Origin of the sequence: Aeromonas sp. WP2-W18-CRE-05 (assembly GCF_014168615.1) — a bacterium.
Taxonomy (GTDB): domain Bacteria; phylum Pseudomonadota; class Gammaproteobacteria; order Enterobacterales; family Aeromonadaceae; genus Aeromonas; species Aeromonas caviae.
The window spans coordinates 1,048,360-1,070,216 of the sequence record NZ_AP021917.1; the positions used below are offsets into that span (position 1 = coordinate 1,048,360).

Here is a 21,857-nt window from a genome sequence, read left to right on the forward strand (position 1 = left end):
CCGGGTCCACGAGGAAGGGGGTGGAGGGCGGTTTAACGCCGGAAGGGAAGGGCGGGACTGGGCCGCGTCTCACGGGGAGGGCGCAGAGAGCACAAAGGCGAGCCGGGGCTCGCCTTTGTGTGGCAGGGGCGGGATCCGCTCCCCATCAGCTGCCCATCAAGACGGGCGGCACGGCGGTCGGCTTGACGTCTTCGCTCGGGTAGCAGCCCAGCACCTTGATGTAGCGGGTGATCTTGGTCAGCTCCAGCAGGGCGGCCTGCATGGCCGGGGTCTGCAGGTTGGCGGAGACATCCAGGTAGAACATCTCCTCCCAGGGGTTGCCCTGCACCGGGCGGGATTCCAGCTTGGTCATGTTGATCTCGTGACTGCGCAGCACCAGCAGCGCCTCCACCAGGGAGCCCGGCTTCTGGGAGGTGGACATGATGAGGGTGGTCTTGGCCGGGATCTGGGGCGCCACGTCGATGGGCTTGCGCGCCACCACGATGAAGCGGCTGTAGTTCTCCTTCTGGTTGGCGAGCTGCTCGGCCAGTACATCCAGGCCGTAGAGCTCGCCGCCGGCGGCGCTGCCGATGGCCGCCGCTTCCGGGCTTGCCAGCTCCTTCACCTTCATCATGGCGCTGGAGGAGGAGTCGCAGATCTCGTGGCGCGCCCCTTCCAGCTTGCTGAGGTAATGGGAGCACTGCTGGAACACCTGGGGATGGGCGTAGAAGGTCTTGATGCGTTCGATCTCAGTGGGCACGGCGGTGAGGATGCAGTGCTCGATGGGATAGGTGAGCTCACCCACGATGGAGAGGGTGGTGTGCTGCATCACGTCGTACACCTCGTTGATGGAGCCCGAGCTGGTGTTCTCGATGGGCAGCACCCCGAAGGCGGCACGGCCCGACTCCACGGTGTCCAGCACCTCGCGGAAGTTCTGGCAGTTCACCTCGATCACCTGATCCTTGTAGCGGGCCAGGTACTTGCGGGCGGCCAGGCTCGAGTAGGAGCCGCGCGGTCCCAGGTAGGCGACGCTGGTCATGGGCTCCTGCTGCTGGGGATTGAGCAGGCTCTGCAGGTAGGCCTGCTGGGAGAGCACGGAGTCTTCGATGATGGTGTGGTAGATGCGGGTGATGTACTGGGCATCCAGTCCGAGGGCGCGCCCTTTCTGGATCAGGGCGACCAGCAAGTCCTGCTCGCGCTGGTGGTCACGGATGGGACGGGGATTGGCCTGCTTGGCGCGGGCGACCTCGATGCTGAGGGTCTTGCGTTTGGCCAGCAGGGCGAGCAGCTCCTGATCCAACTGGGTGATGTCGTGTCTGATCTCGTCGAGCGTTGCCATGGTGGTTCCCTATCCAGTGATTCTGTGGTGTGTGGTGCAAAAAAAAGCCTCCGCTGGGGAGGCTCGATTCGTCTTTGGTTTCTGTTTACGCGAATGGTTCACGTGACGACGGGCCTTCCCTCATGTGGGCCGGGTAAACGAGAAAACAAAGAAGAATGGTGTGTTCATGGGCGTGTCCTGAATGTAACGCCATAACCATTAAGGGATTTGGCGGTGCGATGCAAGTAAAACTTGCCCGGGGGCGTTGAACGGGGCAGGGTGGTGGCTCGGGTTGCCGGGGGAGAGTGAGTGTCGTTCTGGTCCCTGTTTATGGCAACCGCCGTGACCACATCCGTGGCAACAACACATAGAGGGGACGAGACGATGGCGGTGATCTTCGATCTGGGCAGGGTGGTGGTGCGCTGGGATCCGGTGGCCATAGTGAGTGGGGTGCGCGGACCCGAGGGGGCGACTGCGATCGCGGAGCAGCTGTTCAACCACCCGGACTGGCTGGAGGTGGACAGGGGGACCCTCTCCCTGCACACCATGGCCCGTCAGGCGCAGGGGCGCACCGGCCTGTCGATGGCGGAGAATCTGGCCATCTTGCAGGCGGTGCCGCCCTCCCTTGTGCCGGATCCCGACATGGTGGCGCTCATCGAAGAACTGCACGGTGCAGGCCACACCCTCTATGCCCTCTCCAACATGGGGCACGCCAGCATCGACTGGCTGGAGCAGCATCAGTCCTTCTGGCGCTTCTTCAGCGGCAAGGTGGTGTCGGCCCGGGTGCGGATGCTCAAGCCCGAGCCCGACATCTACCGCTATCTGCTGGTGTCGTTCGACCTCAAGGCTGGGGAGTGCCTCTTTATCGACGACAGCCCGGCCAACGTGGCGGCGGCCGAGGCGCTCGGTCTGCGGGGGCTGATCTTCACCGATCCGGCCCGGTGCCGGGCGCATCTGATCGCTCAGGGGTTGTTGCCTGCCTGAGGGGAGCCAGTTTCGCTTCGCAGCGAAAAAAGTGGGGGAAGCGTTGATTTGGAGCAAATAATGTACAGTTTTACCCGCACTCTTTAAGTGTATATTCAGCTTGGGGCGGGCAAAATGGTATCCAGTTCATCATCCGGAGTTGTTGTTATGGATGCCAATGTCGTTGCGCTGAATCGGGGATACGATCAGACCTTTCAAGCCAGGGAACAGAGGCTCATCAACACCCTGGCCGGTTACAGCGAACTGCTTGTCTCCTTCTCCGGCCGACTGGAATCCTGCTACAGCATGGATCTGTGCCGGGCCAGCGGGGTGCGATTTCGCGCCATCACCCTGGACAACCCCACCCTCAGCCGCCAGTCGGTGGCCAGGGCACAGCGCTACTGCCGGCACTACGGCATCCCCCATCAGGTGCTCAAGACCGACGAGATGATCTTCAGCGCCCACCTGGGCCACCTCGCCGAGGTGACCGACCCGGTGCGCTATCTCTGCCAGCAGCTCGAACATGAAGAGGGACCGCCGCTGCTGATGTCGGCCTCGGTGGAGGAGAAGCGGGAGTACCTGCGCCGATTCCACAGCCTGCCCGCCAACACCCTCTGGATCTTTGCCGAGCAGGGGATGACGAACCGGGATTTTCGCTACGGCTTTCACCAGCGGCAACTGGCGCTCTGGGGAGACGTGGGGGAGGCCTGCCTGAGCCGGCGGTTTGTCGATATGACCTCCCTGGACAGGCGCCACCTGCGGATGGTCGACATGGCCGAGCAGATGCTGGTGGACATGGGGCTGGGGGGCGCCCAGGTCTTCTTCCATACCCTGGGTGACAGGGTCACCACCCTTGCGAGGATCCGGGTGCCCGAACGGCTGCGGGCCCTGGTGTTCGACATGCAGCCCACCATCCAGAAGGCCCTCAGGAGTGCCCAGTTCGATCTGGTGACCCTGGATCTGGCCACGCTGGAGGATCCCCACCCCCTGGTCATCTGAGCCGGGGCGTAACGTGAGGGGGGTCATAGGCAAGGAGGGCACGACTCTTTATACTGCCCCCTTCGCATCCTTTATCGAGTGCCTGCCCATGAAACCCCTCTCCCGACTGCTGGTCGCCCTCTGTCTGTGCCCTCTGCTGGCCGAGGCGGCTCCCCTGCACCAGATCACCTTGCCGGATGGTCGCCAGGTGCAACTCAATGACGATTTCACCTGGGAATACCTGCTGGTCAAGCCGGCAGCCACGGTAGCCGGTCAGGCAGTGACGGCGAGTGTCGCGGCCCCGGTGCTGACCGAGCAGGCCATGGCCCATCCCGACTTGCTCTCCCAGGCGACCCGGGACGGCATCACGGTGAAGCTGGACCAGGTGGCGGGGGACGATCCCCTCAGCCTGCAGTTCGTGGTGAGCAACACCGGCAGTCGCAACGTGGTGCGCGTCAACGGCAGCCTGACCCTGTTCAGCGCCGACGGGGTGCAGCTTTCGACCGAGCCCGTGCGCTTCTGGGTCGGGGAGAACCGCCTGCCTGACTCCTACCTGCGCAAGGGGGAGGCACGCGCCTCCCGGGCCATAGAGCTGGCACGACCCGCCGGCCTCACCGGCAAGCCGCTGGTGCGGGTGCAGATCGACGAGGTGGAGTTCCGCTAGGATGACGGCGGGGGAGCCCTCGCTCCCCCGCAGAGTGTTGCACCGGTAACCGCCAGCAATATCCGCTTACATCTGACATGGTTTGGCAACAGCTTGCTCCTCGGCGTTGCCCCCTTTGCCCGTCACAATGGCTCCATTCCAGTTAGGTCCGCCTAACTCAACCCATGGAGTCAACAAAATGCAAAAGATCGCACTGTCTGTTCTGGTTCTGGCCGGTCTCTCTTCCACCTCCGTCCTGGCGCAAGATGCCTTCAGCTATGCCAAGGGCTCTGCCACCTGGGCCCACACCAAGTCTGACTACATCGGTGGCAAGGATGGGGAGAACCGCGACTTCGGCGGCCTGAGCCTGGATCTCTCCAAGAGCTTCACCAGCAATGTCTATGGCCGGATCGGCAGCGAATACACCTCCCGCAGCAGCGGCAACGACAGCATGGCCATCTCCAGCCTGGGGATGGGTGTCTACACCCCCCTCAGCACCGGCCTGAACCTCTACGGTGAAACCGGCCTGATGGGCTACAGCCTGGAACGGGAGCTGGCCTCCGACGTGAACCACTCCGGTTGGGATACCCTGGCCCGCAAGAAGAGCGGCAGCCTCTACGGAGAAGTGGGCCTGCGCTACGACATCGGCGCCGTCGAGCTCTCCACCGGCTATCGCTACGCCAACATGACCGACGACATGCACGACTTCAAGGCGGGGGCGGCCTACAAGCTGACCCAGAACCTGGCCCTCACCGCCGACTACACCTATCGCAACTGGGATCTGCAAAAAGGCTCCATCTCCAGCCTGGGTGTGAAATACAGCTTCTGATCATCCTTCCTGCAGGGTCTTCACCTTTACCCATGACTTCGGTCATGGGTTTTTTTTATGGGGGCTGATCCGCCCGCCGCCCCCTGGCCGTATCAGTTCGCAATAGTTATACGGCTTCCAATCTTTTGTATAACTGCTATAACTTACTCAAGGCTTATACAAGGGGCTTCATCATGTACAAGATCAAGGTCGGTATCAGTGCCTGTCTGCTCGGCCAGGAAGTGCGCTTCGACGGGGGCCACAAACGATCCAGTTTCTGCGAACGGGATCTGGGTGCCCATTTCGACTATCACCCCGTCTGCCCCGAGATGGCCATTGGCCTGGGGGCACCCCGCGCCGCCATCCGGCTGGTGAAGCGCCAGGGCGAGGTGCGGGCCGAGGCAAGCAACGGCAGCTTCGACGTTACCGACAAGCTGATTGCCTTCAGCGAGCAGAAGGCACGCCAGCTCGACTTCCTCTCCGGCTACATCCTCTGCGCCAAGTCCCCCAGCTGCGGCATGGAGCGGGTGCGCATCTATGGCGCCAACAACGAGGGGAGCGCCAAGGAGGGGGTCGGCCTCTTCGCCAAGGCGCTGATGGAGGCCAACCCCCTGCTGCCGGTGGAGGAAGATGGCCGCCTGTGCGACCCCATCCTGCGGGAGAACTTCGTGCTGCGGGTCTTCGCCTACCACGACTGGCAGCAGCTTTGCGCCCGAGGGATCACCGCCTCAGCCCTGATCCGCTTCCATTCACGCTACAAGTACCTGGTGCTCTCCCACGCCACCACCCACTACCGGGCGCTGGGGCGCCTGCTCGCCAACCTTGGCAAGGCCAACTTGCAGGAGGTGGCCGACAGCTACATCCAGGGGTTGATGGCGGCGCTGACCCTGCGGGCCAACCGCCGCAGCCACACCAATGTGCTGATGCACCTGCAGGGCTACTTCAAGCGGGTGCTGACCCCGGCCCAGAAGCAGGAGCTGTGCGACACCATCGACAAGTACCGCACCGGCGTCTTCCCGTTGCTGGTACCCCTTACCCTGATCCGCCACTACCTGCGCGAGTACCCGAACCCCTATCTCGCCGAGCAGGTGTACCTCAATCCCCATCCCGACACGCTGAAATTGCGTTACGGGCTGTGAAGGTGTGGCTGGATTTGGCCGATCAGGCCTACCTCGACCTTGATCCCGACACGCTCAAGCTGCGCTACGGGCTCTGAACCCCCTGTGCAGGCCCCGGTGGATGACCGGGGCCTCTTCCCAACGTCTGATGGACTCTCTCATGTCTGATGAATCACAAGCAGCCGCGCCTCTCCCCGACGAGGGCGTCTACCCCATTCGCGAGGTCTCCCGTCTCACCGGCGTCAACGCCGTCACCCTGCGCGCCTGGCAGCGCCGCTACGGGCTGGTGCAACCGGCCCGAACCGAGAAGGGCCATCGCCTCTACAGCGAGCAGGATATCCGCCAGATAGGCGAGATCCTGAGCTGGCTGGAGCGGGGGGTGAGCATAGGTCAGGTGAAGGGGCTGCTGAGCGAGCCCCAGAGTGCGCCAGTGAGCGATCACTGGCAGCAGACCCTGGAGCAGTTCAGCCAGGCGCTGCTCGCCTTCAACCAGCGCAAGGCGGAGGCCGAGCTTGGCGATCTGCTGGCGAGCTACCCCTTCGAGCTGGTGCGCAGCCGGGTGCTGCAGCCCCTGGTGGAGCGGCTGCTGGGGCTGTGGCGCGAGCGCCCCGATGGCGAGCTGCTGCAACAGGTGTGGCTCGGCTGGCTGCATACCCGCTTCGCCCGCCACCTCATCGAGCAGGAGAAGGGCGTCCCCGTCACCCTGGCAAGCTGGGGGCAGGTGGGGCCGCTGGATCTGGTCTGGGCTGCGTATGAGCTCATCGGTCAGGGTTATGAGGTGCAACTGCTGGGGGCGGTGGAGCCCCGCCATGCCACCCTGCTGGAGGGGCGCGCCACTCCCCCCTGGCTGATCCTGCTGGGGGCTGGGCTCGGCAAGCAGGACCAGGCAGCCGAATGGCCTGCGGGTACCCGCTTCTTTGGCGAGCTGGGACGCCTCTACGATGAGCCGTGGCGGCGTGCCCGCAACTGGCACGCCACCCTGGCAGAGGTCAGTGTGACGCCCCGCACTGCCAAGGCGAAGGGCAAGGGCGGGAGAACACCGTCATGAGGCTGGTCTGGTTTCGCAACGATCTGCGTCTGGCCGACAACCCGGCCCTGCGCCACGCCTGCGCCGGAGATGAACCGGTCGCCGCACTCTTCATCGTCTCGCCGACCCAGTGGCAGACGCACAAGCTGGCCCCGGTCCGCCAGCGCTTCATGCTGGCACAGGTGGATGCCATGGGCCGCGAGCTGGCGGCCCTCGGCATTCCGCTTCATCTGCTGCGGGTCGAGACCTTTGCCGAGGTGCCGACGGCGCTGACGGCGCTTTGCCGGGATCTCGGGGTGAGCCAGCTCTACGCCAACCAGGCCATCGAGATCGACGAGCTGCGCCGCGACCACGCCGTCAGCGCCGCGCTGGGTGAGCAGGGCCTGACCAGCCACTGGTTCAACGGCTGCTGCGTGCTGCCGCCCGGTCGGGTGCTGACCGGGTCGGGGGAGATGTTCAAGGTCTTCACCCCCTTCAGCCGCGCCTGGCTCAAGGCTCTCGAGGAGGATGGCTTCGTCATTCACCGTGCCCCCGCACCACGCGGCGAGCCGTTGCCGTGGCTGCCCCTGGCCGAGCGGGAGTGGGTGGACGACGGGCTGGGGGATCTGACGCCGGACACCCGCTGGCCGGTGGGGGAGGCCGAGGCGAGCCGCCGGTTGCACGCGTTTCTGGATCAGGCGGTGCTCGATTACGGCGAGACCCGGGACTTTCCGGCGCTGGCGGGCACCTCCGTGCTCTCCCCCTATCTGGCGGCGGGCATCATCAGTGCCCGCCAGTGCGTGGGGGCACTGCAGCAGCGTCTCGGCTACCGGCCCCAGTCGAAGGCCCAACCCGGTTTTGTCTGGCTCAACGAGCTCATCTGGCGCGAGTTCTACCGCCACTTGCTGGTGCTGATCCCGAGCCTCTCCATGAACCGCCCCTTCAAGCCGGAGACGGCGGCCCTGCCGTGGAGCTGGGATCCGGATGCCTTCGCCGCCTGGTGCGAGGGGCGCACCGGCTATCCCGTGGTCGATGCGGCCATGCGCTGCCTCAACGCCACCGGCTGGATGCACAACCGGCTGCGGATGATAGTGGCGAGCTTCCTCACCAAGGATCTCCACATCCACTGGCGGCTCGGGGAGGACTACTTCATGAGTCGGCTCATCGACGGGGATCTGGCGGCCAACAATGGCGGCTGGCAGTGGGCGGCGGGGACCGGGGCCGATGCGGCGCCCTATTTCCGGGTCTTCAACCCCACCACCCAGGGGCAACGATTTGATCCACAAGGGGAGTTCATTCGTACCTGGGTCACTGAGCTGGCGGATGTGCCTGCTGCCTATCTCCACGAGCCCCACGACTGGTTGCGGCTCAAGGGGCGGCAGGATTATCCGGCCCCCATGGTGGATCATGCCGTTGCACGGGTGAGGGCCATCGAGATGTTCCGCGAACTGGAGAAAAACTAGCATGAATGACGCGCTGGCCCGCTTTGTCATCCTCTACCTGCAATTGGACAAGCATCAGTTGCACCGCTTGCCGGAGGTCTATGCCGATGAGGTGCTCTTCATCGATCCTGCGCACCGGATAGAGGGGCTGGCCGCGCTCACCCGCTACTTTTCCTCCCTATATGAGCGCCTTGCCCAGTGCAGTTTCGAGATAACGAGTCAGCAGCAGTCGGGCAACGAAGCCTGGCTCGCCTGGGTCATGACCTTCTCCCACCCCAGGATTGCCGGTGGCCGGGCCGTCAGGGTGGAGGGGGCCACCCGGCTGACGTTCGACTCCTGGGGCAAGGTGTGCCTGCACCGGGACTACTTCGATCTCGGGGCCATGCTCTACGAGCAGTTGCCGCTACTGGGGCCCGTGGTACGGGCCATCAAGGGGAGGCTGGGGACATGAGCGGCCGGGTGCTGATCACCGGGGCCACCTCGGGCATCGGCCGCCAGCTGGCGCTGGATTATCGGCGCGCCGGCTGGCAGGTGTGGGGTTGTGGCCGGAACGAGGTGCGCTTGCAGGCACTGGCCGACCTGGGGATCACCCCTTTGCGATTCGATGCGCGCGACAGCGCCGCCATGGCCGGGGTGGCCGCGAGCCTGCCCGCCCTCGACCTGCTCATTCTCAATGCGGGCAACTGTGAATACATGGATCCGGCAGAAGGCTTTGACGGCGCCCTGTTTGCCCGGGTCATCGAGACCAACCTCATCGCCACCGGCAACGCCCTGGCCGCCTTGCTGCCACGGCTGGGGGCGGGTGGACGGCTTGCCATCGTCAGCTCCTCGGTGAGCTGGCTGCCCCTGCCACGGGCGGAGGCCTATGGCGCCTCCAAGGCGGCCCTCGATTATCTGGCGAATACGCTGCGCCTGGATCTGGCCAGCAAGGGCATCGGGGTGACCCTGATCCGCCCGGGCTTCGTGCAGACGCCGCTCACCGACAAGAATGATTTTCCCATGCCCTGCCTGGTGACGGTGGAAGAGGCTTCCCGCGCCATCATGACGGGGCTTGCCGCCGGTCGCCACCAGATCCACTTTCCCCGTCGCTTCATCTGGCTGCTGCGCCTGCTCGGCGCCCTGCCGACGGGGCTCTGGCTGCGCCTTGGCCGCACACTCGTTTCGAAAGGACGCCCTTCATGAAGAAAAAGATCGCCATCGTCGGCTCCGGTATCTCCGGTCTCACCGCCGGTTTTCTGCTCCACAAGCTGCATGACATCACCCTGTTCGAGGCTGCGCCGACCCTGGGAGGCCACACCGCCACCGTGGAGGTGGAACAGGCTGGGCGCCACTATGCCATCGACACCGGCTTCATCGTCTTCAATGACCGCACCTATCCCAACTTCCTCAAATTGCTGGAGCGCATCGGTGTGGGGCGCCAACCCGCCGAGATGAGCTTCTCGGTCAAGAGTCCCGAGGGGATGGAGTACAACGGCCACAACCTCGATACCCTGTTCGCCCGGCGCCGCAATCTGCTGAGCCCGCGCTTCTATCGCTTCGTCGCCGAGATCCTGCGCTTCAACCGGGAGGCGCGGGCCTGGCTGGCCGCGCATCGCCAGCGGGAGCTGACCCCCGAGCTGACCCTGGGGGACTTCCTGCAGTCGGGGAAATTCAGCGACTATTTCGCCCGCCACTACATCCTGCCCATGGGGGCGGCCATCTGGTCCTCTACCCTGGCGGACATGCGTGCCTTCCCCTTGAGCTTCTTCCTGCGGTTTTTCGCCAACCACGGGCTGCTGGAGGTGGCGAACCGTCCCCAGTGGTATGTGATCCCGGGTGGCTCGCGAGAGTACATAGGGCCGCTCACGGCGGGCTGGCAGTCGCGCATCCGCCTCGCTACCCCGGTGGAGGCGGTGCGCCGGGTGGCGGATGGCGTCGTGGTCACCAGCCAGGGGCAGGAGGCCCATTTTGACGAGGTGATCTTCGCCTGTCACAGCGATCAGGCCCTGGCCCTGCTGGCGGATGCGAGCGACGGAGAGAGGGCCATCCTCGGGAACATGCCCTATCAGGCCAACGACGTCTGGCTGCACACCGACGCCTCCTGCCTGCCGATGCGCCGCAAGGCGTGGGCGAGCTGGAACTACCAGCTCGGTGAGGATGACGGGGCGCGCCCCCTGGTGAGCTACAACATGAACATCCTGCAGGGGGTGAGCTCCCCAGCGCCCTTCTGCGTCAGCCTCAATCCCCGTGGACGGGTGGACGAGAGCAAGGTGTTGCGCCGTTTCGTCTATCATCATCCGGTATTCAATCAGGGCTCCATCGCCGCCCAGCAGCGACGAGGCGAGATCTGTGGCCATCAGCGCACCTACTTCTGCGGGGCTTACTGGTACAACGGTTTTCACGAGGACGGGGTGCGCAGCGCCCTGGACGTGGCCAGACGCTTCGGGGCCGAGTTATGAGCGGCGCCGCAGCCTTGACGCAAGGGGACGAGGGAATGGGGGAGGGGATCAGCGCCATCTGGCAAGGCTCGGTGCGCCATCGCCGCTTCGCCCCCAGGGCCCATGCTTTTTCATACAGCCTCTTCATGCTGGGGCTGGATCTGGACGAACTGCCCGGGCTTGAGCAGGGGCGCTGGTTTGCCGTGGAGCGGGCCGGACTGCTCTCGTTTCGCCGCGAGGACTATCTGCGGGGCAGCGAAGGGCCCCTCAAGCAGGCGGTCTGGGACAAGGTGGCGGCCCTTGGGGGGGACGCGGAGCCCGGCGGGCGGGTGCTGCTCCTTGGCAACGTGCGCTGCCTCGGGTTTTATTTCAGCCCGGTCAATTTCTACTTCTGCGATCGGGCGGGGGAGACCCGCTACCTGCTGGCGGAGGTCTCCAATACCCCCTGGAACGAGCGCCACTACTACCTGCTGGATCTGGCGGCGCTCTCCCCCCATGACAAGGATTTTCATGTCTCCCCCTTCATGGGACTGGGGATGCGCTACCACTGGCGCATCCGGGCACCGAAAGAGGAGGCGCTGATCCATATCGAGAGTCACCCCGTATCCGGTGAGAGCAAGCTGTTTGACGCCACCCTGGCCCTGCGCCGCGCGCCCTGGTGCCGCAGCGGGCTGGCGGCGCTGCTGGCTCGCTGGCCCTGGATGACCCTGAAGGTGCTGCTCGGGATCTACTGGCAGGCCCTGCGCCTTTTTATCAAACGCACCCCCGTCTTCACCCATCCGGAGAGCCGCCCGTGACGCTGACACACCCGTTTAATTCCGCTTCCTGGTGTTGTCAGCAGCCCATGGTGCGGGTTCATCCCAACCGAACGACCCCACTCTTGACCCATTCGGAGAGCCGCTAATGGAACTTGCTCAATCAACCCTCTCTGCCTCTTTCATCGACAAGGGGGCCAAGCAACTGCTGCTCAAATTGCTGGCGCGCCTTGAGCAGGGCCAGCTGGTGCTCCACGACGGCAGCGAGTGCCACCGTTTCGGCAAGGCGGGCAGCGACCTGCATGCCGAGCTGGTGGTGCAGGATCCGGCGTTTTATCGCCGCCTGCTGCTGGGGGGCAGCATCGCCGCAGGAGAGACCTGGGTGGAGGGTCTCTGGACCAGCCCGGAGCCGGTGGCACTGGTGCGCTTGCTGGCCCGCAATCTGCCGCTGCTCGACGCCCTGGAACGGCGCCTCGGCTGGCTCAGCTTCCCGTTCAACAAGGTGCGCCACTGGTTCAATCGCAATACCCTGACCGGTTCGCGCGCCAACATCGCCGCCCACTATGACCTTGGCAACACCCTCTATCAGGGCTTTCTCGACGATCACATGCAGTATTCGAGCGCCATCTATCCCCACCCGGATGCCACCCTGGAGGAGGGGCAGCAGGCCAAGCTGCGCACCATCTGTGAGCGGCTTGAGCTTGGGCCGGATGACCACCTGCTGGAGATAGGCACCGGCTGGGGCGGTCTCGCCGTCTATGCGGCCCGTCACTACGGCTGCCGGGTCACCACCACTACCATCTCCCGGGCCCAGCACGACTATGCCAAGGCGTGGATCGAGCGGGAGGGGCTGGGGGATCGCATCACCTTGCTGCTGGAGGATTACCGCAAGCTGGAGGGACGCTATGACAAGCTGGTCTCCATCGAGATGATCGAGGCGGTGGGGCACGCCTTCCTGCCCGACTATTTCCGCCAGTTGTCGCGCCTGCTCAAGCCCGGCGGACGCCTGCTGATCCAGGCCATCACCATCGCCGATCAGCGTCACGCCCAGTATCTGCGCGGGGTGGACTTCATCCAGCGCTACATCTTCCCGGGAGGCTGCCTGCCCTGCGTCTCCCAGATGGCGGGTCTGCTGGCGCGGGAGACCGACATGCAGCTGGTACGGCTGCACGATCACGGCCACCACTATGCCCGTACCCTGGCCCACTGGTGCGAACGCTTCCTGGCGCTGGCCCCGGAGCTGCCCAAGCTCGGTTACAGCCAGGATTTCATCCGGCTCTGGCACTTCTATTTCGCCTACTGTGAAGGGGGATTCTGGGAGCGGGCCATCAGCTTGGTGCAACTGGAGGCCGCCAAGCCGGGGCCCCATGGCTGGTCCGGGGACTTGCCGGCACACGGTCGCTGATCATGTGGCAGTGGGCCCACCTGCTGGGATTCAACCTCTACTGGTTGCTGGCGGTGAGATGGCAGCAACCGGGCCCGCTGCTCGGGATGCTGCTGCTCCATTTCATCTTCTCCCCCCGCCGCGGGCAGGACTGGCGCCTCATCCCGGTCGCCCTGGCAGGCTGCCTGCTCGACATCCTGCTCTGGCGCCTCGGCCTGTTTCACTTTCCGTCCGGTTTTCCGCTCTGGCTGTTGCTGCTCTGGTGCGGTTTCGCCCTGACCCTCTCCCACGGCCTTCCCTGGCTTCGCCCCTTGCCGCGCTGGCAACAGGGGCTGTTCGGCATGGTGGGGGGGGGCTCCTCCTATATGGCGGGGGCCGCCATGGGGGCAGTAAACTTACCCTGGGGCATCTGGACAAGCGCAGTGCTGCTGGCGGTGATCTGGATGTGGTGGTTACCCGTACTCCTATGGGTAACGGTCAAGCTGGAGGGTGAGACGAGATGAACACCTTTTCGACCGACACCTTGTTGTTTTCCAAGTGGACCAGGGATGGCCAGTGCGAGCTGGCCGATCGTTTCTACCTGGTGGTGGCCTGCCAGCGCGATGCCCAGGGGCATCTGGCGAGCGTGGTGATGCAGGATATCAACACCCTGCAGGAACAGGAGATGGACTGGCATGAACTGGAGGATCCCGCCCGTTGGCACATGGGGTGGAACTAGCCTGCTGCTGGCGGCCTTGAGCCTGCCACTGTTTGCGACCGCCCAGAGCGTTGCCGCCCCCTGGCAGGGGCTGCGTACCGTGGGACAGGGGGAGATGCGCTGGCTCTGGTTCAAGCTCTATGACGCCACCCTCTACAGCGAGAGCGGTCGCTATCAGCCGGGGCGCTACCCGCAGGCCCTCAGCATTACCTACGCGAGGGCCATCGAGCGCCAGGATTTGCTGGAGGCGACCGCCGCCGAGTGGCAGCGGCTCGGCCTTGGCAGCGAGAGTGAGCGCCAACGCTGGCTGGCTCGACTGGCCACGCTCTGGCCGGATGTCGCCCCCGGCGACAAGCTGGTTTTTTATGTGGACGAGCAAGGCTCGGGCCACTTCTGGTTGCGAGATCGCCTCCTTGGCTCTCTTGATGATCCCGCCTTCGCCCCCGCGTTTCTTGCTATCTGGCTGACTGACGACAGCCGGGATCCCGCTCTGACCCGCCGCCTGCGCGGCCAATCCTGATGGAGTATTCCATGAAGTTCTCTTCCTGGTGGCGTCTTGCCTGGTTGCTGCCCCTGCTGTGGCTTTCTGGTTGCGGCGCGGGTCTTGACGATTATCGCGGCTCCCGGCCGGGCTGGGATCTCGCCCGTTTCTTCAATGGCAAGCTGGTGGCCCACGGCCTGGTGACGGACCGCAGCGGCGAAGTGACCAGTCGCTTTCGGGTCGAGATGCAGGGGCACTGGCGAGAGGGCAAGGGGGAGCTGTTCGAGCAGTTTTACTTCGATGATGGCCGTCGGCAGACCCGCACCTGGTTTTTGAGCAAGGGGGCGGATGGCCACTGGCGCGGCACGGCTTCAGACGTGGTGGGGGAGGCGGTAGGCAAGACAGAGGGCTTTGCCCTCAATTGGCGTTATCAACTCGATCTGGCACTGCCGGATGAGAGCGTGGTGAGGGTGAGCTTTGATGACTGGATGTATCTGCTGGACGACGATCGCCTGATCAACCGCGCGAAGATCAGCAAGTTCGGCATTCACCTCGGCGAGGTGATCCTCTATATCGAACGGCTTGAGCAATGAAAGCCGGTGCATTTTTGCCGACGATAGCCATTGGCTATGGATCGGCAAGGTACAGACGATTGTCCTTTGAGTCTGCTTCTGGATAAGCTGGCTCCGTTCCCGATAATGCTTACCACCTGGAGGTGAATCATGAAGAGCCCCATTGGTCTTGATACCGTGCAATCACAAGCCCTGGCCGCCGAGCTCAACAAGCTGCTGGCCAGCTACCAGATCCTCTACATGAACGTCCGTGGCTTCCACTGGAACATCCGCGGCAACCAGTTCTTCGAGCTGCACCTGAAATTCGAAGAGATCTACAACGACCTGCTGCTGAAAGTCGATGCCCTGGCCGAACGCATTCTGACCCTGGATGGCGTGCCCCTGCACAGCTTCAGCGACTACATCCAGGTGTCCGCCATCCCCGAGCAGAAGGGACTGCATGACGGTCGTGCCTGCGTGGAATCCCTGCTGGCGAGCTTCCGCGAACTGCTGGTTGCCCAGCGCCGCATCCTGGGTCAGGCCGCCGATGCCGGTGATGAAGGGACTGCGTCCATCCTCTCCGACTATGTGCAGCAGCAGGAAAAACTGGTCTGGATGCTGCGCGCCTATCTGGCCTGATGAACCTGGGGCCGGCTGCCCATGCTCCGGCCCGTATCATTGCTCCTGTTGTTGCACACCCGAGTTGTCTCTCCTTGATTTCCCACCCGCTTGCCGCCCGATTTGGGCGGCTTTTTTCTATTTGATCTGCATCAATGAAATGTTAATTGGTAAATTGAATGCCTATTAAGTTTTCCAGGAGGGGAATAGAATCGCCACAAAACAGACAACTGAAATGTCCAATTAGGAGAGGCATGATGTTTTGTGTGCAATGTGAACAGACAATTCGTACCCCGGCAGGCAACGGCTGCGCCTATGCACAAGGCATGTGCGGCAAGACGGCTGAAACTTCTGATCTGCAGGATGTGCTGATCTATACCCTGCAAGGGCTCAGCGCCTGGGCCCTGGCGGCCCGCGAGCACGGCATCGTCGACAGCGAAATAGACGCTTTCGTGCCCAAGGCGTTCTTTGCCACCCTCACCAACGTCAACTTCGACTCCGCTCGCATCGTCGCCTACGTCAACCAGGCGCTGAGCTATCGTCAGCAGCTGGCCGCCAAGCTGGCACCGCTGGCGGTGCAGGCCGATGCACTGCCCGCTGCCGCCCGTTTCGAGCCGGGTGCCGATCTGCTGGCCCAGCTGGCCCAGGCGCCGCAGACCGCGGTCAACCGCGGCAAGAACGAAGTCAACGAAGACATCATGGGGCTGCGCCTGCTCTGCCTCTACGGCCTCAAGGGTGCCGCCGCCTACATGGAACACGCCCGGGTGCTGGATCAGCAGGATGCCGGGGTAGCCGCCGAATTCCATCGCATCATGAGCTGGCTCGGTACGGATCCGAGCGATCTGGATCCGCTGTTCAAGTGCGCCATGGACATTGGCCTGCTCAACTTCAAGATCATGGAGATGCTGGATCTCGGTGAAACCACCGCCTTCGGCCACCCCGAGCCGACCCAGGTTCGCGTCACTCCGGTTCCGGGCAAGTGCATTCTGGTCTCCGGTCACGACATGGTGGATCTCAAGCTCATCCTGGAGCAGACCAGGGGCACTGGCATCAACGTCTACACCCACGGCGAGATGCTGCCGGCGCTGGCCTACCCCTTCTTCAAGCAGTACCCGCACCTGGTGGGCAACTACGGCTCTGCCTGGCAAAACCAGCAGAAGGAGTTTGCCAACTTCCCGGGCGCCGTGGTGATGACCTCCAACTGCATCATCGACCCGAACGTGGGCAACTACTCGGATCGCATCTTCACTCGCTCCATCGTCGGCTGGCCGGGCGTGACTCATCTGGAAGGGGAAGATTTCTCTGCCGTGATCGCCAAGGCGCAAGCGCTGGAAGGCTTCAAGCACGTTGAGCTCGAGCACTTCATCACCATCGGTTTTGCCCGCAACGCCCTGATGCAGGCCGCTCCCGCAGTGATCGACAAGGTCAAGGCTGGCGAAATCAGCCACTTCTTCCTGGTGGGGGGATGTGACGGCGACCGTGCCGAGCGCGCCTACTACACCGAGTTTGCCAAGGCGATCCCGCAGGACAGCCTGCTGCTGACCCTGGGCTGCGGCAAGTACAAGTTCAACAAGCTCGATTTCGGCGACATCGGCGGCATTCCGCGCCTGCTGGACGTGGGTCAGTGCAATGATGCCTACTCCGCCATCCAGCTGGCCCTGGCGCTCGCCGACGCGTTCGAGTGCGGCGTCAACGATCTGCCCCTGACCCTGGTGCTCTCCTGGTTCGAGCAAAAAGCCATCGTCATTTTGCTCACCCTGCTTGCGCTCGGCGTGAAGGACATCCGCACCGGCCCGACCACCCCGGCCTTCCTCACCCCGGCCCTGCTCAAGGTGCTGGAGGAGCAGTTTGGCCTGAAAGGCACCACCACGGCAGACGCGGATCTCGCCGAGATCCTGGCGGCCTGAGCAAAGACACAGCCTTACACGCTCAGCATGTTGTAAGCCTTTGGCGAGCCTGATGGCTCGCCTTTTTTCAACGCTATTTCCGAGCAAGAGGAGCCTTGCGATGACCTCCACCTCTTTGAGCCTGCGCTGTATAGCCCGCCGGGCAGAGACCCACGACGTGGCGAGCTGGCAATTTGAACCCCTGGCTGGCGACCTGCCCTCCGTGCTGGCCGGCCAGTGCGTCACCCTGCACACGATGATTGACGGCCAGCCTCACTGCCGCGCCTACACCCTCTCCTCCAGCCCGCAGGATCCTTTCTGGCAGGTCACCATCAAGGATGTGGGGCTGGTCTCTCACCATCTGCACCAGAGCCTGCAAGTGGGGGACGAGATCCGGGTAGACGGCCCCTTCGGCGATTTCCACCTGACCGCGCTCCCCTGCGAGCGGCCGCTGCTGCTCAGCGCCGGCTCCGGCATCACCCCCATGTGGGCCATGCTGCGGGACGAGCTCGCCAAGCGACCGGACGCCGATATCCGCTTTATTCACAGCGCCAGAACCCCTGGGGATGTGATCTTCGCGAGGGAACTGGCTTCACTGGCCGAGGCTCATGCCGGTGTGCGCCATGCTTTAGTGCTGGAGAAAGTAGGGGAAGAGGCGCCAACGGCTCATCCCTGGGTTGGCCGGCTCACACCGGGGATGCTCAAGGAATTGGCGCCGGATCTCTTGAGCCGCCATGTCTATCTGTGCGGGCCCGCCCCCTATATGGCGGTGGTGAGCGAGATGCTGGCCGGGCTCGGGCTGCCCGCCGGGCAGTTGCATCAGGAGTCGTTCGGCCTGCCTGCTGCTACATCGGGCGCGGCGCCAGTTGCGGCCGATAGCGACCACTTCTGGCTGACCCTCAAAAAGAGCGGCAAGAAGGTGAAGATACTGCCTGGCCAGACCCTGCTGGCGGCACTGGAGGGGGCGGGGGAGACCATGATGGCCGCTTGCCGCGCCGGGGTGTGCGGCGCCTGTCGCTGCACCACGCAAGGCGAAATCGAGCGCCAGAGCGTGATGACCCTGAGCGCGCAGGACCTCGAGAACGGGGTGGCGCTGGCCTGTTCCTGCACCGCCAGAGGGGATGTGAGCCTGGAGTATTGACGGGGGTCATTGGTATCCCGAGCTTTTCCCGGGCGGGTCGTGCGGGTAGACTCAACCCCAGTTTCAGCAAAGTACGGGATAAAAAATGACAATTCTGGTGACGGGGGGAGCCGGTTACATCGGTTCCCACACCCTGGTCGAGCTGCTTGGTACCGGGCAGCAGGTCGTAGTACTGGACAACCTCTCCAACGCTTCCCCCGAGTCTCTCAAGCGGGTCGAGCGGATCACCGGCAAGCCGGTCACCTTCGTGGAAGGGGACATTCTGGACAGAGCCTGCCTGCAGCGGCTGTTTGCCGAGCACAGGATAGCATCCGTGATCCACTTCGCCGGCCTCAAGGCGGTGGGGGAATCCGGCCAGATCCCGCTTACCTACTATCAGAACAACGTGACCGGCACCCTGGTGCTGTGCGAAGAGATGGCCAGGGCCGGCGTGTTCCGGCTGGTGTTCAGCTCCTCGGCCACCGTCTATGGGGATCCGGCCTCGGTACCGCTGCGGGAAGATTTCCCCACCAGCGCCACCAATCCCTATGGCCGCTCCAAGCTGATGGTCGAAGAGATCCTGCGTGACCTCTCCAAATCCGATCCTCGCTGGGCCATCGTGCTGCTGCGCTACTTCAACCCGGTGGGGGCTCACGAGAGCGGCCTCATCGGTGAAGATCCCAACGGCATCCCCAACAACCTGCTGCCTTACATCAGTCAGGTCGGCGTGGGCAAGCTCAAGGAGCTGGGGGTCTTTGGCAACGACTACCCGACGCCGGACGGCACCGGGGTGCGCGACTATATCCACGTGGTGGATCTCGCCATCGGTCACCTCAAAGCGTTGGCCCGCATCAAGAGTGATACCGGCGTCTTCACTTATAACCTCGGCACCGGTCAGGGCTATTCCGTGCTGGAGATGGTCAAGGCGTTCGAGGCAGCCAGTGGCCGTGCCATTCCCTACCAGATCAAGCCCCGTCGCCCCGGCGACATTGCCGAGTGCTGGGCTGAACCTGCTCTGGCCCGTGACGAGCTGGGCTGGCAGGCCGAACGGGGTCTGGAGCAGATGATGGTGGATACCTGGCGCTGGCAAAGCCAGAATCCGAACGGTTATGGCCCTGCTGCGAAGCCGTGATCAAGGGTCATGGGCTGCTCAGGAACCTCATTTATTCATATAAACTCGGGTCCCTGCGCTGCTCTTCGCCTTGCTGACAGCTTCTCGCGACGGCCCATCAGGCCTGATGGTTTGCAGCCTGAATAGCAAAACGCCCCGGCATGCCGGGGCGTTTTTTCATGAACAACGCGCGGGTTACTGAATGCTCTTGCCGGCGCGTACATCCTTGATGATGGCCTTGAGGCTGGCCAGATCCCGCGGTGCGCCGCGCAGGATCTGATCGCCGATGATGAAGGCCGGGGTACCGGAAATGGCCATGGCTTCGGCCAGCGCCCGGTTGGTACCCAGATTCTGATCGATGCTGCCGTCCTTGATCTTCGCCTCTACCTTGCTCCAGTCCACGCCGGCGGCCCTGGCGACGTCTTTCACCTGGGCTTCGTCGGAGAGGGGTCCCTGATGGGCGTACAGCTTGTCGTGGAAGGCCTGGTATTTGTCGGGCTGGCCGAGCTTCACCGCCAGCGCCGCGCGGGCGGCGTAGTAGGAGGTTTCGCTCAGGATGGGGAACTGCTTGTAGATGTAGCGGATCTCCTTGTCCTCAGAGAGCAGTTGCTGAATGAGGGGATGAGCGCGCTTGCAGTAGCCGCAGTTGTAGTCGAAGAACTCCACCACCGTCAGGCTGCCCTTGGGATTGCCGCTCTCGGGATCCTGGTTGGCGAAGAGCTGCTTGGCATGGGCTTCTATCAGCGTCTTGTCGTTCTCGGCCTGCTGGCTCTCCTGCTTGGCACGCAGGGCGTTGGACATCTCGACCAGGATCTCCGGATTCCTGACCAGATAGTCGCGCACGATCTGCTCGACATCGCTCTTGGTCAGCTCGCTCGCCTGCACGGGCGCCACAAGCAGGGTCGCGCCGGTCAGGGCGGCGAACAGGGCATGTTTGATTCTCATAAGTCCATCTTGCTGGGGATGTGGTAGTGGCCCCTATAGTGGGTGAGTCTGTTTTCAAGTCAAGCCATCCGCTTGAAAAAGCACGGTTTGCAGCGGTTTTGCCGGTTTTGTGCGCCAGATAGCCCAATAAATGGGCAAACAAACGGAGTGGGGATTTACAAGGGCTGGGGGCATGGGTAATATGCGTCGCACTGCTGCGGAGGGGTGGCAGAGCGGCTGAATGCACCGGTCTTGAAAACCGGCGATGGGCGACCATCCGTGGGTTCAAATCCCACCTCCTCCGCCATCCATATAGCCCAACTGATTTATTCAGTTGGGCTTTTTTGTGTCTTCGGTTTTGGGTATGCCACCGTGTGCCCGGATTTAGTTGACCATCGCGATCACTCCCAGGGCGTCACATTGGCGTACTTGTATTTGGCATAGACGGGCTGGCCGTTGTAGGAGCTGGGCGGGAAGCTCGGGTTGGCGCTGATCCAGTTATTCACAAACGTTTGCATCCAGCTGGTGACGGGGCGGCTCTCGCGGCGCACGCTCACCCATTTGTTCTGGGTGCGGCTGAAGACCTGCCAGGTGACTCCCGCCTCGTCGATGTTGAAGGCGTAGCGCTCCATGTTCCAGATGGAGATACCGTACTTGCCCAGGTCGATGTCCTGGGGATACTGACGCCCCTGGATCCAGACGTTGGTATGGAGCAGGTTGGTGCCGCCCATCAGCTCGATGTCGACTTCATAGTGAGAGCTGGTGCCTGCATCTCCGGTATAGGTAAAGAAGGAGCTGATGGTGCCGGGCACCGATCCTGCCTGCATCTGCACCTCATAACGACCCTTACGGGTGTAGTTGTAGGTTCGCAGCTCAGCGCAGCTCTTGTTTCCTTTGTCGGATTTCGCATGGAGGATGGCCGTGCCGGACTCCATCCAGACGTTGGCGGCACGCCAGGTGCAGTCAAATTCTGACCCGCCATTGCGCCAACCATCAGAGACCTGCCAATCCTGATTGCTCCACCACCATGCCGATGCCTGAGTGGAATATAATCCTCCCGCCATCAGCAATACTGACATCAGTCCAAGTTTACGCATATTATCCACATTCCTGTGTGTTTATTAATGAGTGTTTTATTGATGACTACAAGCAGCATCAGAATAGCCATAAACAGATGTTGAAACTTATACTGGTATCGCGTCATGACAGTTTCATATTTTTGAAATTGCCTGAAAAAGGTATGAAAGACATGACGGCTGGCTGGTATAACCAGAATAAAAAAAGCCACCGTATATAACGGTGGCAAAAGCACGGACTCCCGATCCGATGAGTTAAAATCAGCTGGCTTGGCGGCGATAGATCTCGACCAGTTCGGTGGCCAGTTCGCGGCACAGAATGGAGGTCATCAGGTGATCCTGGGCATGTACCATGACCAGTGTCATCTTGGTCTTGCCTTCGCCCTCATCGGCTTCAATCAGTTTGGTTTGTACGGCATGGGCAGCCTTCCCCGCGTCGGTGGCCTGGAGCAGCAAGGCATCCGCTTCGCTGAACTGGCCAGCACGAGCCTGACGCAGGGCTTCGAAACAGAGACTGCGAGATTGGCCGGCATTGACGATGATGCCCATGACTGCTTCTTCAAGATCCATCATTTATGACTC

General features: G+C 63.0%; 24 protein-coding genes, 1 tRNA gene and 1 other annotated feature. Of the genes, 21 read left to right on the forward strand and 4 right to left on the reverse strand.

The genetic code is table 11. The features are described 5' to 3' along the window. Window positions 1-145: 145 nt before the first annotated feature. On the reverse strand, window positions 146-1,318 hold the full coding sequence (gene pheA / locus H7R73_RS05220) for a prephenate dehydratase (RefSeq protein ID WP_010673312.1): 1,173 nt from the start codon (window positions 1,316-1,318) through the stop codon (window positions 146-148). A 38-nt stretch (window positions 1,319-1,356) separates the two neighbouring features. Then, window positions 1,357-1,490 (reverse strand) — a sequence feature (Phe leader region). Window positions 1,491-1,681: 191 nt separating this feature from the next. On the opposite strand from pheA, the gene H7R73_RS05225 reads away from it, so the two are divergent. The 20 genes from H7R73_RS05225 (at window position 1,682) to galE (ending at window position 19,296) form a co-directional block, all read left to right on the forward strand. Next, entirely contained in the window at window positions 1,682-2,281 is a 600-nt protein-coding gene (locus H7R73_RS05225) for an HAD family hydrolase (protein WP_039041371.1), read from the forward strand. 147 nt (window positions 2,282-2,428) lie between these two features. Further along, on the forward strand, window positions 2,429-3,259 hold the full coding sequence (locus tag H7R73_RS05230) for a hypothetical protein (protein ID WP_039041372.1): 831 nt from the start codon (window positions 2,429-2,431) through the stop codon (window positions 3,257-3,259). An 88-nt stretch (window positions 3,260-3,347) separates the two neighbouring features. Beyond that, window positions 3,348-3,902 (forward strand): DUF3157 family protein, encoded by a 555-nt coding sequence (locus H7R73_RS05235; protein ID WP_042864298.1) that lies wholly within the window; start codon window positions 3,348-3,350, stop codon window positions 3,900-3,902. 178 nt (window positions 3,903-4,080) lie between these two features. Then, on the forward strand, window positions 4,081-4,710 hold the full coding sequence (locus tag H7R73_RS05240) for an outer membrane beta-barrel protein (protein WP_039041374.1): 630 nt from the start codon (window positions 4,081-4,083) through the stop codon (window positions 4,708-4,710). 173 nt (window positions 4,711-4,883) lie between these two features. After that, a complete protein-coding gene (locus tag H7R73_RS05245; protein WP_010673317.1) occupies window positions 4,884-5,828 on the forward strand; it encodes a YbgA family protein in 945 nt (314 codons plus the stop codon). A gap of 139 nt (window positions 5,829-5,967) precedes the next feature. Further along, window positions 5,968-6,855, forward strand: a complete 888-nt coding sequence (locus H7R73_RS05250; RefSeq protein WP_103260687.1) for a MerR family transcriptional regulator — start codon at window positions 5,968-5,970, stop codon at window positions 6,853-6,855. Then, entirely contained in the window at window positions 6,852-8,276 is a 1,425-nt protein-coding gene (gene phrB / locus H7R73_RS05255) for a deoxyribodipyrimidine photo-lyase (RefSeq protein WP_103260686.1), read from the forward strand. The genes H7R73_RS05250 and phrB overlap by 4 nt, the downstream gene beginning before the upstream one ends. A 1-nt stretch (window position 8,277) precedes the next feature. Continuing rightward, window positions 8,278-8,706: a nuclear transport factor 2 family protein gene (locus tag H7R73_RS05260; RefSeq protein WP_010673320.1), complete on the forward strand. Its 429-nt coding sequence runs from the start codon at window positions 8,278-8,280 to the stop codon at window positions 8,704-8,706. Further along, window positions 8,703-9,437 (forward strand): SDR family NAD(P)-dependent oxidoreductase, encoded by a 735-nt coding sequence (locus H7R73_RS05265; protein ID WP_103260685.1) that lies wholly within the window; start codon window positions 8,703-8,705, stop codon window positions 9,435-9,437. The genes H7R73_RS05260 and H7R73_RS05265 overlap by 4 nt, the downstream gene beginning before the upstream one ends. Continuing rightward, window positions 9,434-10,693, forward strand: a complete 1,260-nt coding sequence (locus H7R73_RS05270) for an NAD(P)/FAD-dependent oxidoreductase (protein WP_182951548.1) — start codon at window positions 9,434-9,436, stop codon at window positions 10,691-10,693. The genes H7R73_RS05265 and H7R73_RS05270 overlap by 4 nt, the downstream gene beginning before the upstream one ends. Further along, a complete protein-coding gene (locus H7R73_RS05275) occupies window positions 10,690-11,469 on the forward strand; it encodes a DUF1365 domain-containing protein (protein WP_103260684.1) in 780 nt (259 codons plus the stop codon). The genes H7R73_RS05270 and H7R73_RS05275 overlap by 4 nt, the downstream gene beginning before the upstream one ends. Window positions 11,470-11,575: 106 nt before the next feature. Continuing rightward, window positions 11,576-12,832: an SAM-dependent methyltransferase gene (locus tag H7R73_RS05280; protein ID WP_039041352.1), complete on the forward strand. Its 1,257-nt coding sequence runs from the start codon at window positions 11,576-11,578 to the stop codon at window positions 12,830-12,832. A gap of 2 nt (window positions 12,833-12,834) precedes the next feature. After that, window positions 12,835-13,314: a DUF2878 domain-containing protein gene (locus tag H7R73_RS05285; protein WP_103260683.1), complete on the forward strand. Its 480-nt coding sequence runs from the start codon at window positions 12,835-12,837 to the stop codon at window positions 13,312-13,314. After that, window positions 13,311-13,529 carry a TIGR02450 family Trp-rich protein gene (locus H7R73_RS05290; protein ID WP_042880015.1) on the forward strand — a complete coding sequence of 73 codons (219 nt, stop codon included), beginning with the start codon at window positions 13,311-13,313 and terminating at the stop codon, window positions 13,527-13,529. The genes H7R73_RS05285 and H7R73_RS05290 overlap by 4 nt, the downstream gene beginning before the upstream one ends. Then, on the forward strand, window positions 13,486-14,028 hold the full coding sequence (locus H7R73_RS05295) for a chalcone isomerase family protein (protein ID WP_042864293.1): 543 nt from the start codon (window positions 13,486-13,488) through the stop codon (window positions 14,026-14,028). The genes H7R73_RS05290 and H7R73_RS05295 overlap by 44 nt, the downstream gene beginning before the upstream one ends. A gap of 11 nt (window positions 14,029-14,039) precedes the next feature. Then, window positions 14,040-14,582, forward strand: coding sequence for a DUF3833 domain-containing protein (locus tag H7R73_RS05300; RefSeq protein WP_080768134.1), 543 nt, complete (start codon window positions 14,040-14,042; stop codon window positions 14,580-14,582). A gap of 129 nt (window positions 14,583-14,711) precedes the next feature. Further along, window positions 14,712-15,179: a Dps family protein gene (locus tag H7R73_RS05305; RefSeq protein ID WP_010673329.1), complete on the forward strand. Its 468-nt coding sequence runs from the start codon at window positions 14,712-14,714 to the stop codon at window positions 15,177-15,179. Window positions 15,180-15,415: 236 nt separating this feature from the next. Beyond that, on the forward strand, window positions 15,416-17,065 hold the full coding sequence (gene hcp / locus H7R73_RS05310; RefSeq protein ID WP_103260682.1) for a hydroxylamine reductase: 1,650 nt from the start codon (window positions 15,416-15,418) through the stop codon (window positions 17,063-17,065). Window positions 17,066-17,165: 100 nt separating this feature from the next. Further along, a complete protein-coding gene (locus H7R73_RS05315; RefSeq protein ID WP_103260681.1) occupies window positions 17,166-18,185 on the forward strand; it encodes a hybrid-cluster NAD(P)-dependent oxidoreductase in 1,020 nt (339 codons plus the stop codon). An 85-nt stretch (window positions 18,186-18,270) separates the two neighbouring features. Continuing rightward, entirely contained in the window at window positions 18,271-19,296 is a 1,026-nt protein-coding gene (gene galE / locus H7R73_RS05320) for a UDP-glucose 4-epimerase GalE (protein WP_042017704.1), read from the forward strand. Window positions 19,297-19,470: 174 nt separating this feature from the next. Here the strand turns inward: galE and H7R73_RS05325 are convergent, their stop codons facing one another. Continuing rightward, entirely contained in the window at window positions 19,471-20,220 is a 750-nt protein-coding gene (locus H7R73_RS05325; protein ID WP_103260680.1) for a DsbA family protein, read from the reverse strand. A gap of 198 nt (window positions 20,221-20,418) precedes the next feature. On the opposite strand from H7R73_RS05325, the gene H7R73_RS05330 reads away from it, so the two are divergent. Beyond that, a tRNA-Ser gene (locus tag H7R73_RS05330) sits at window positions 20,419-20,506 on the forward strand. A gap of 94 nt (window positions 20,507-20,600) precedes the next feature. Here H7R73_RS05330 and H7R73_RS05335 read toward each other — a convergent pair. Beyond that, window positions 20,601-21,296 carry a family 16 glycosylhydrolase gene (locus H7R73_RS05335; protein ID WP_080560416.1) on the reverse strand — a complete coding sequence of 232 codons (696 nt, stop codon included), beginning with the start codon at window positions 21,294-21,296 and terminating at the stop codon, window positions 20,601-20,603. A 240-nt stretch (window positions 21,297-21,536) separates the two neighbouring features. Continuing rightward, window positions 21,537-21,848, reverse strand: coding sequence for a PTS lactose/cellobiose transporter subunit IIA (locus H7R73_RS05340; protein WP_010673336.1), 312 nt, complete (start codon window positions 21,846-21,848; stop codon window positions 21,537-21,539). Between the last annotated feature and the right edge of the window lie 9 nt (window positions 21,849-21,857).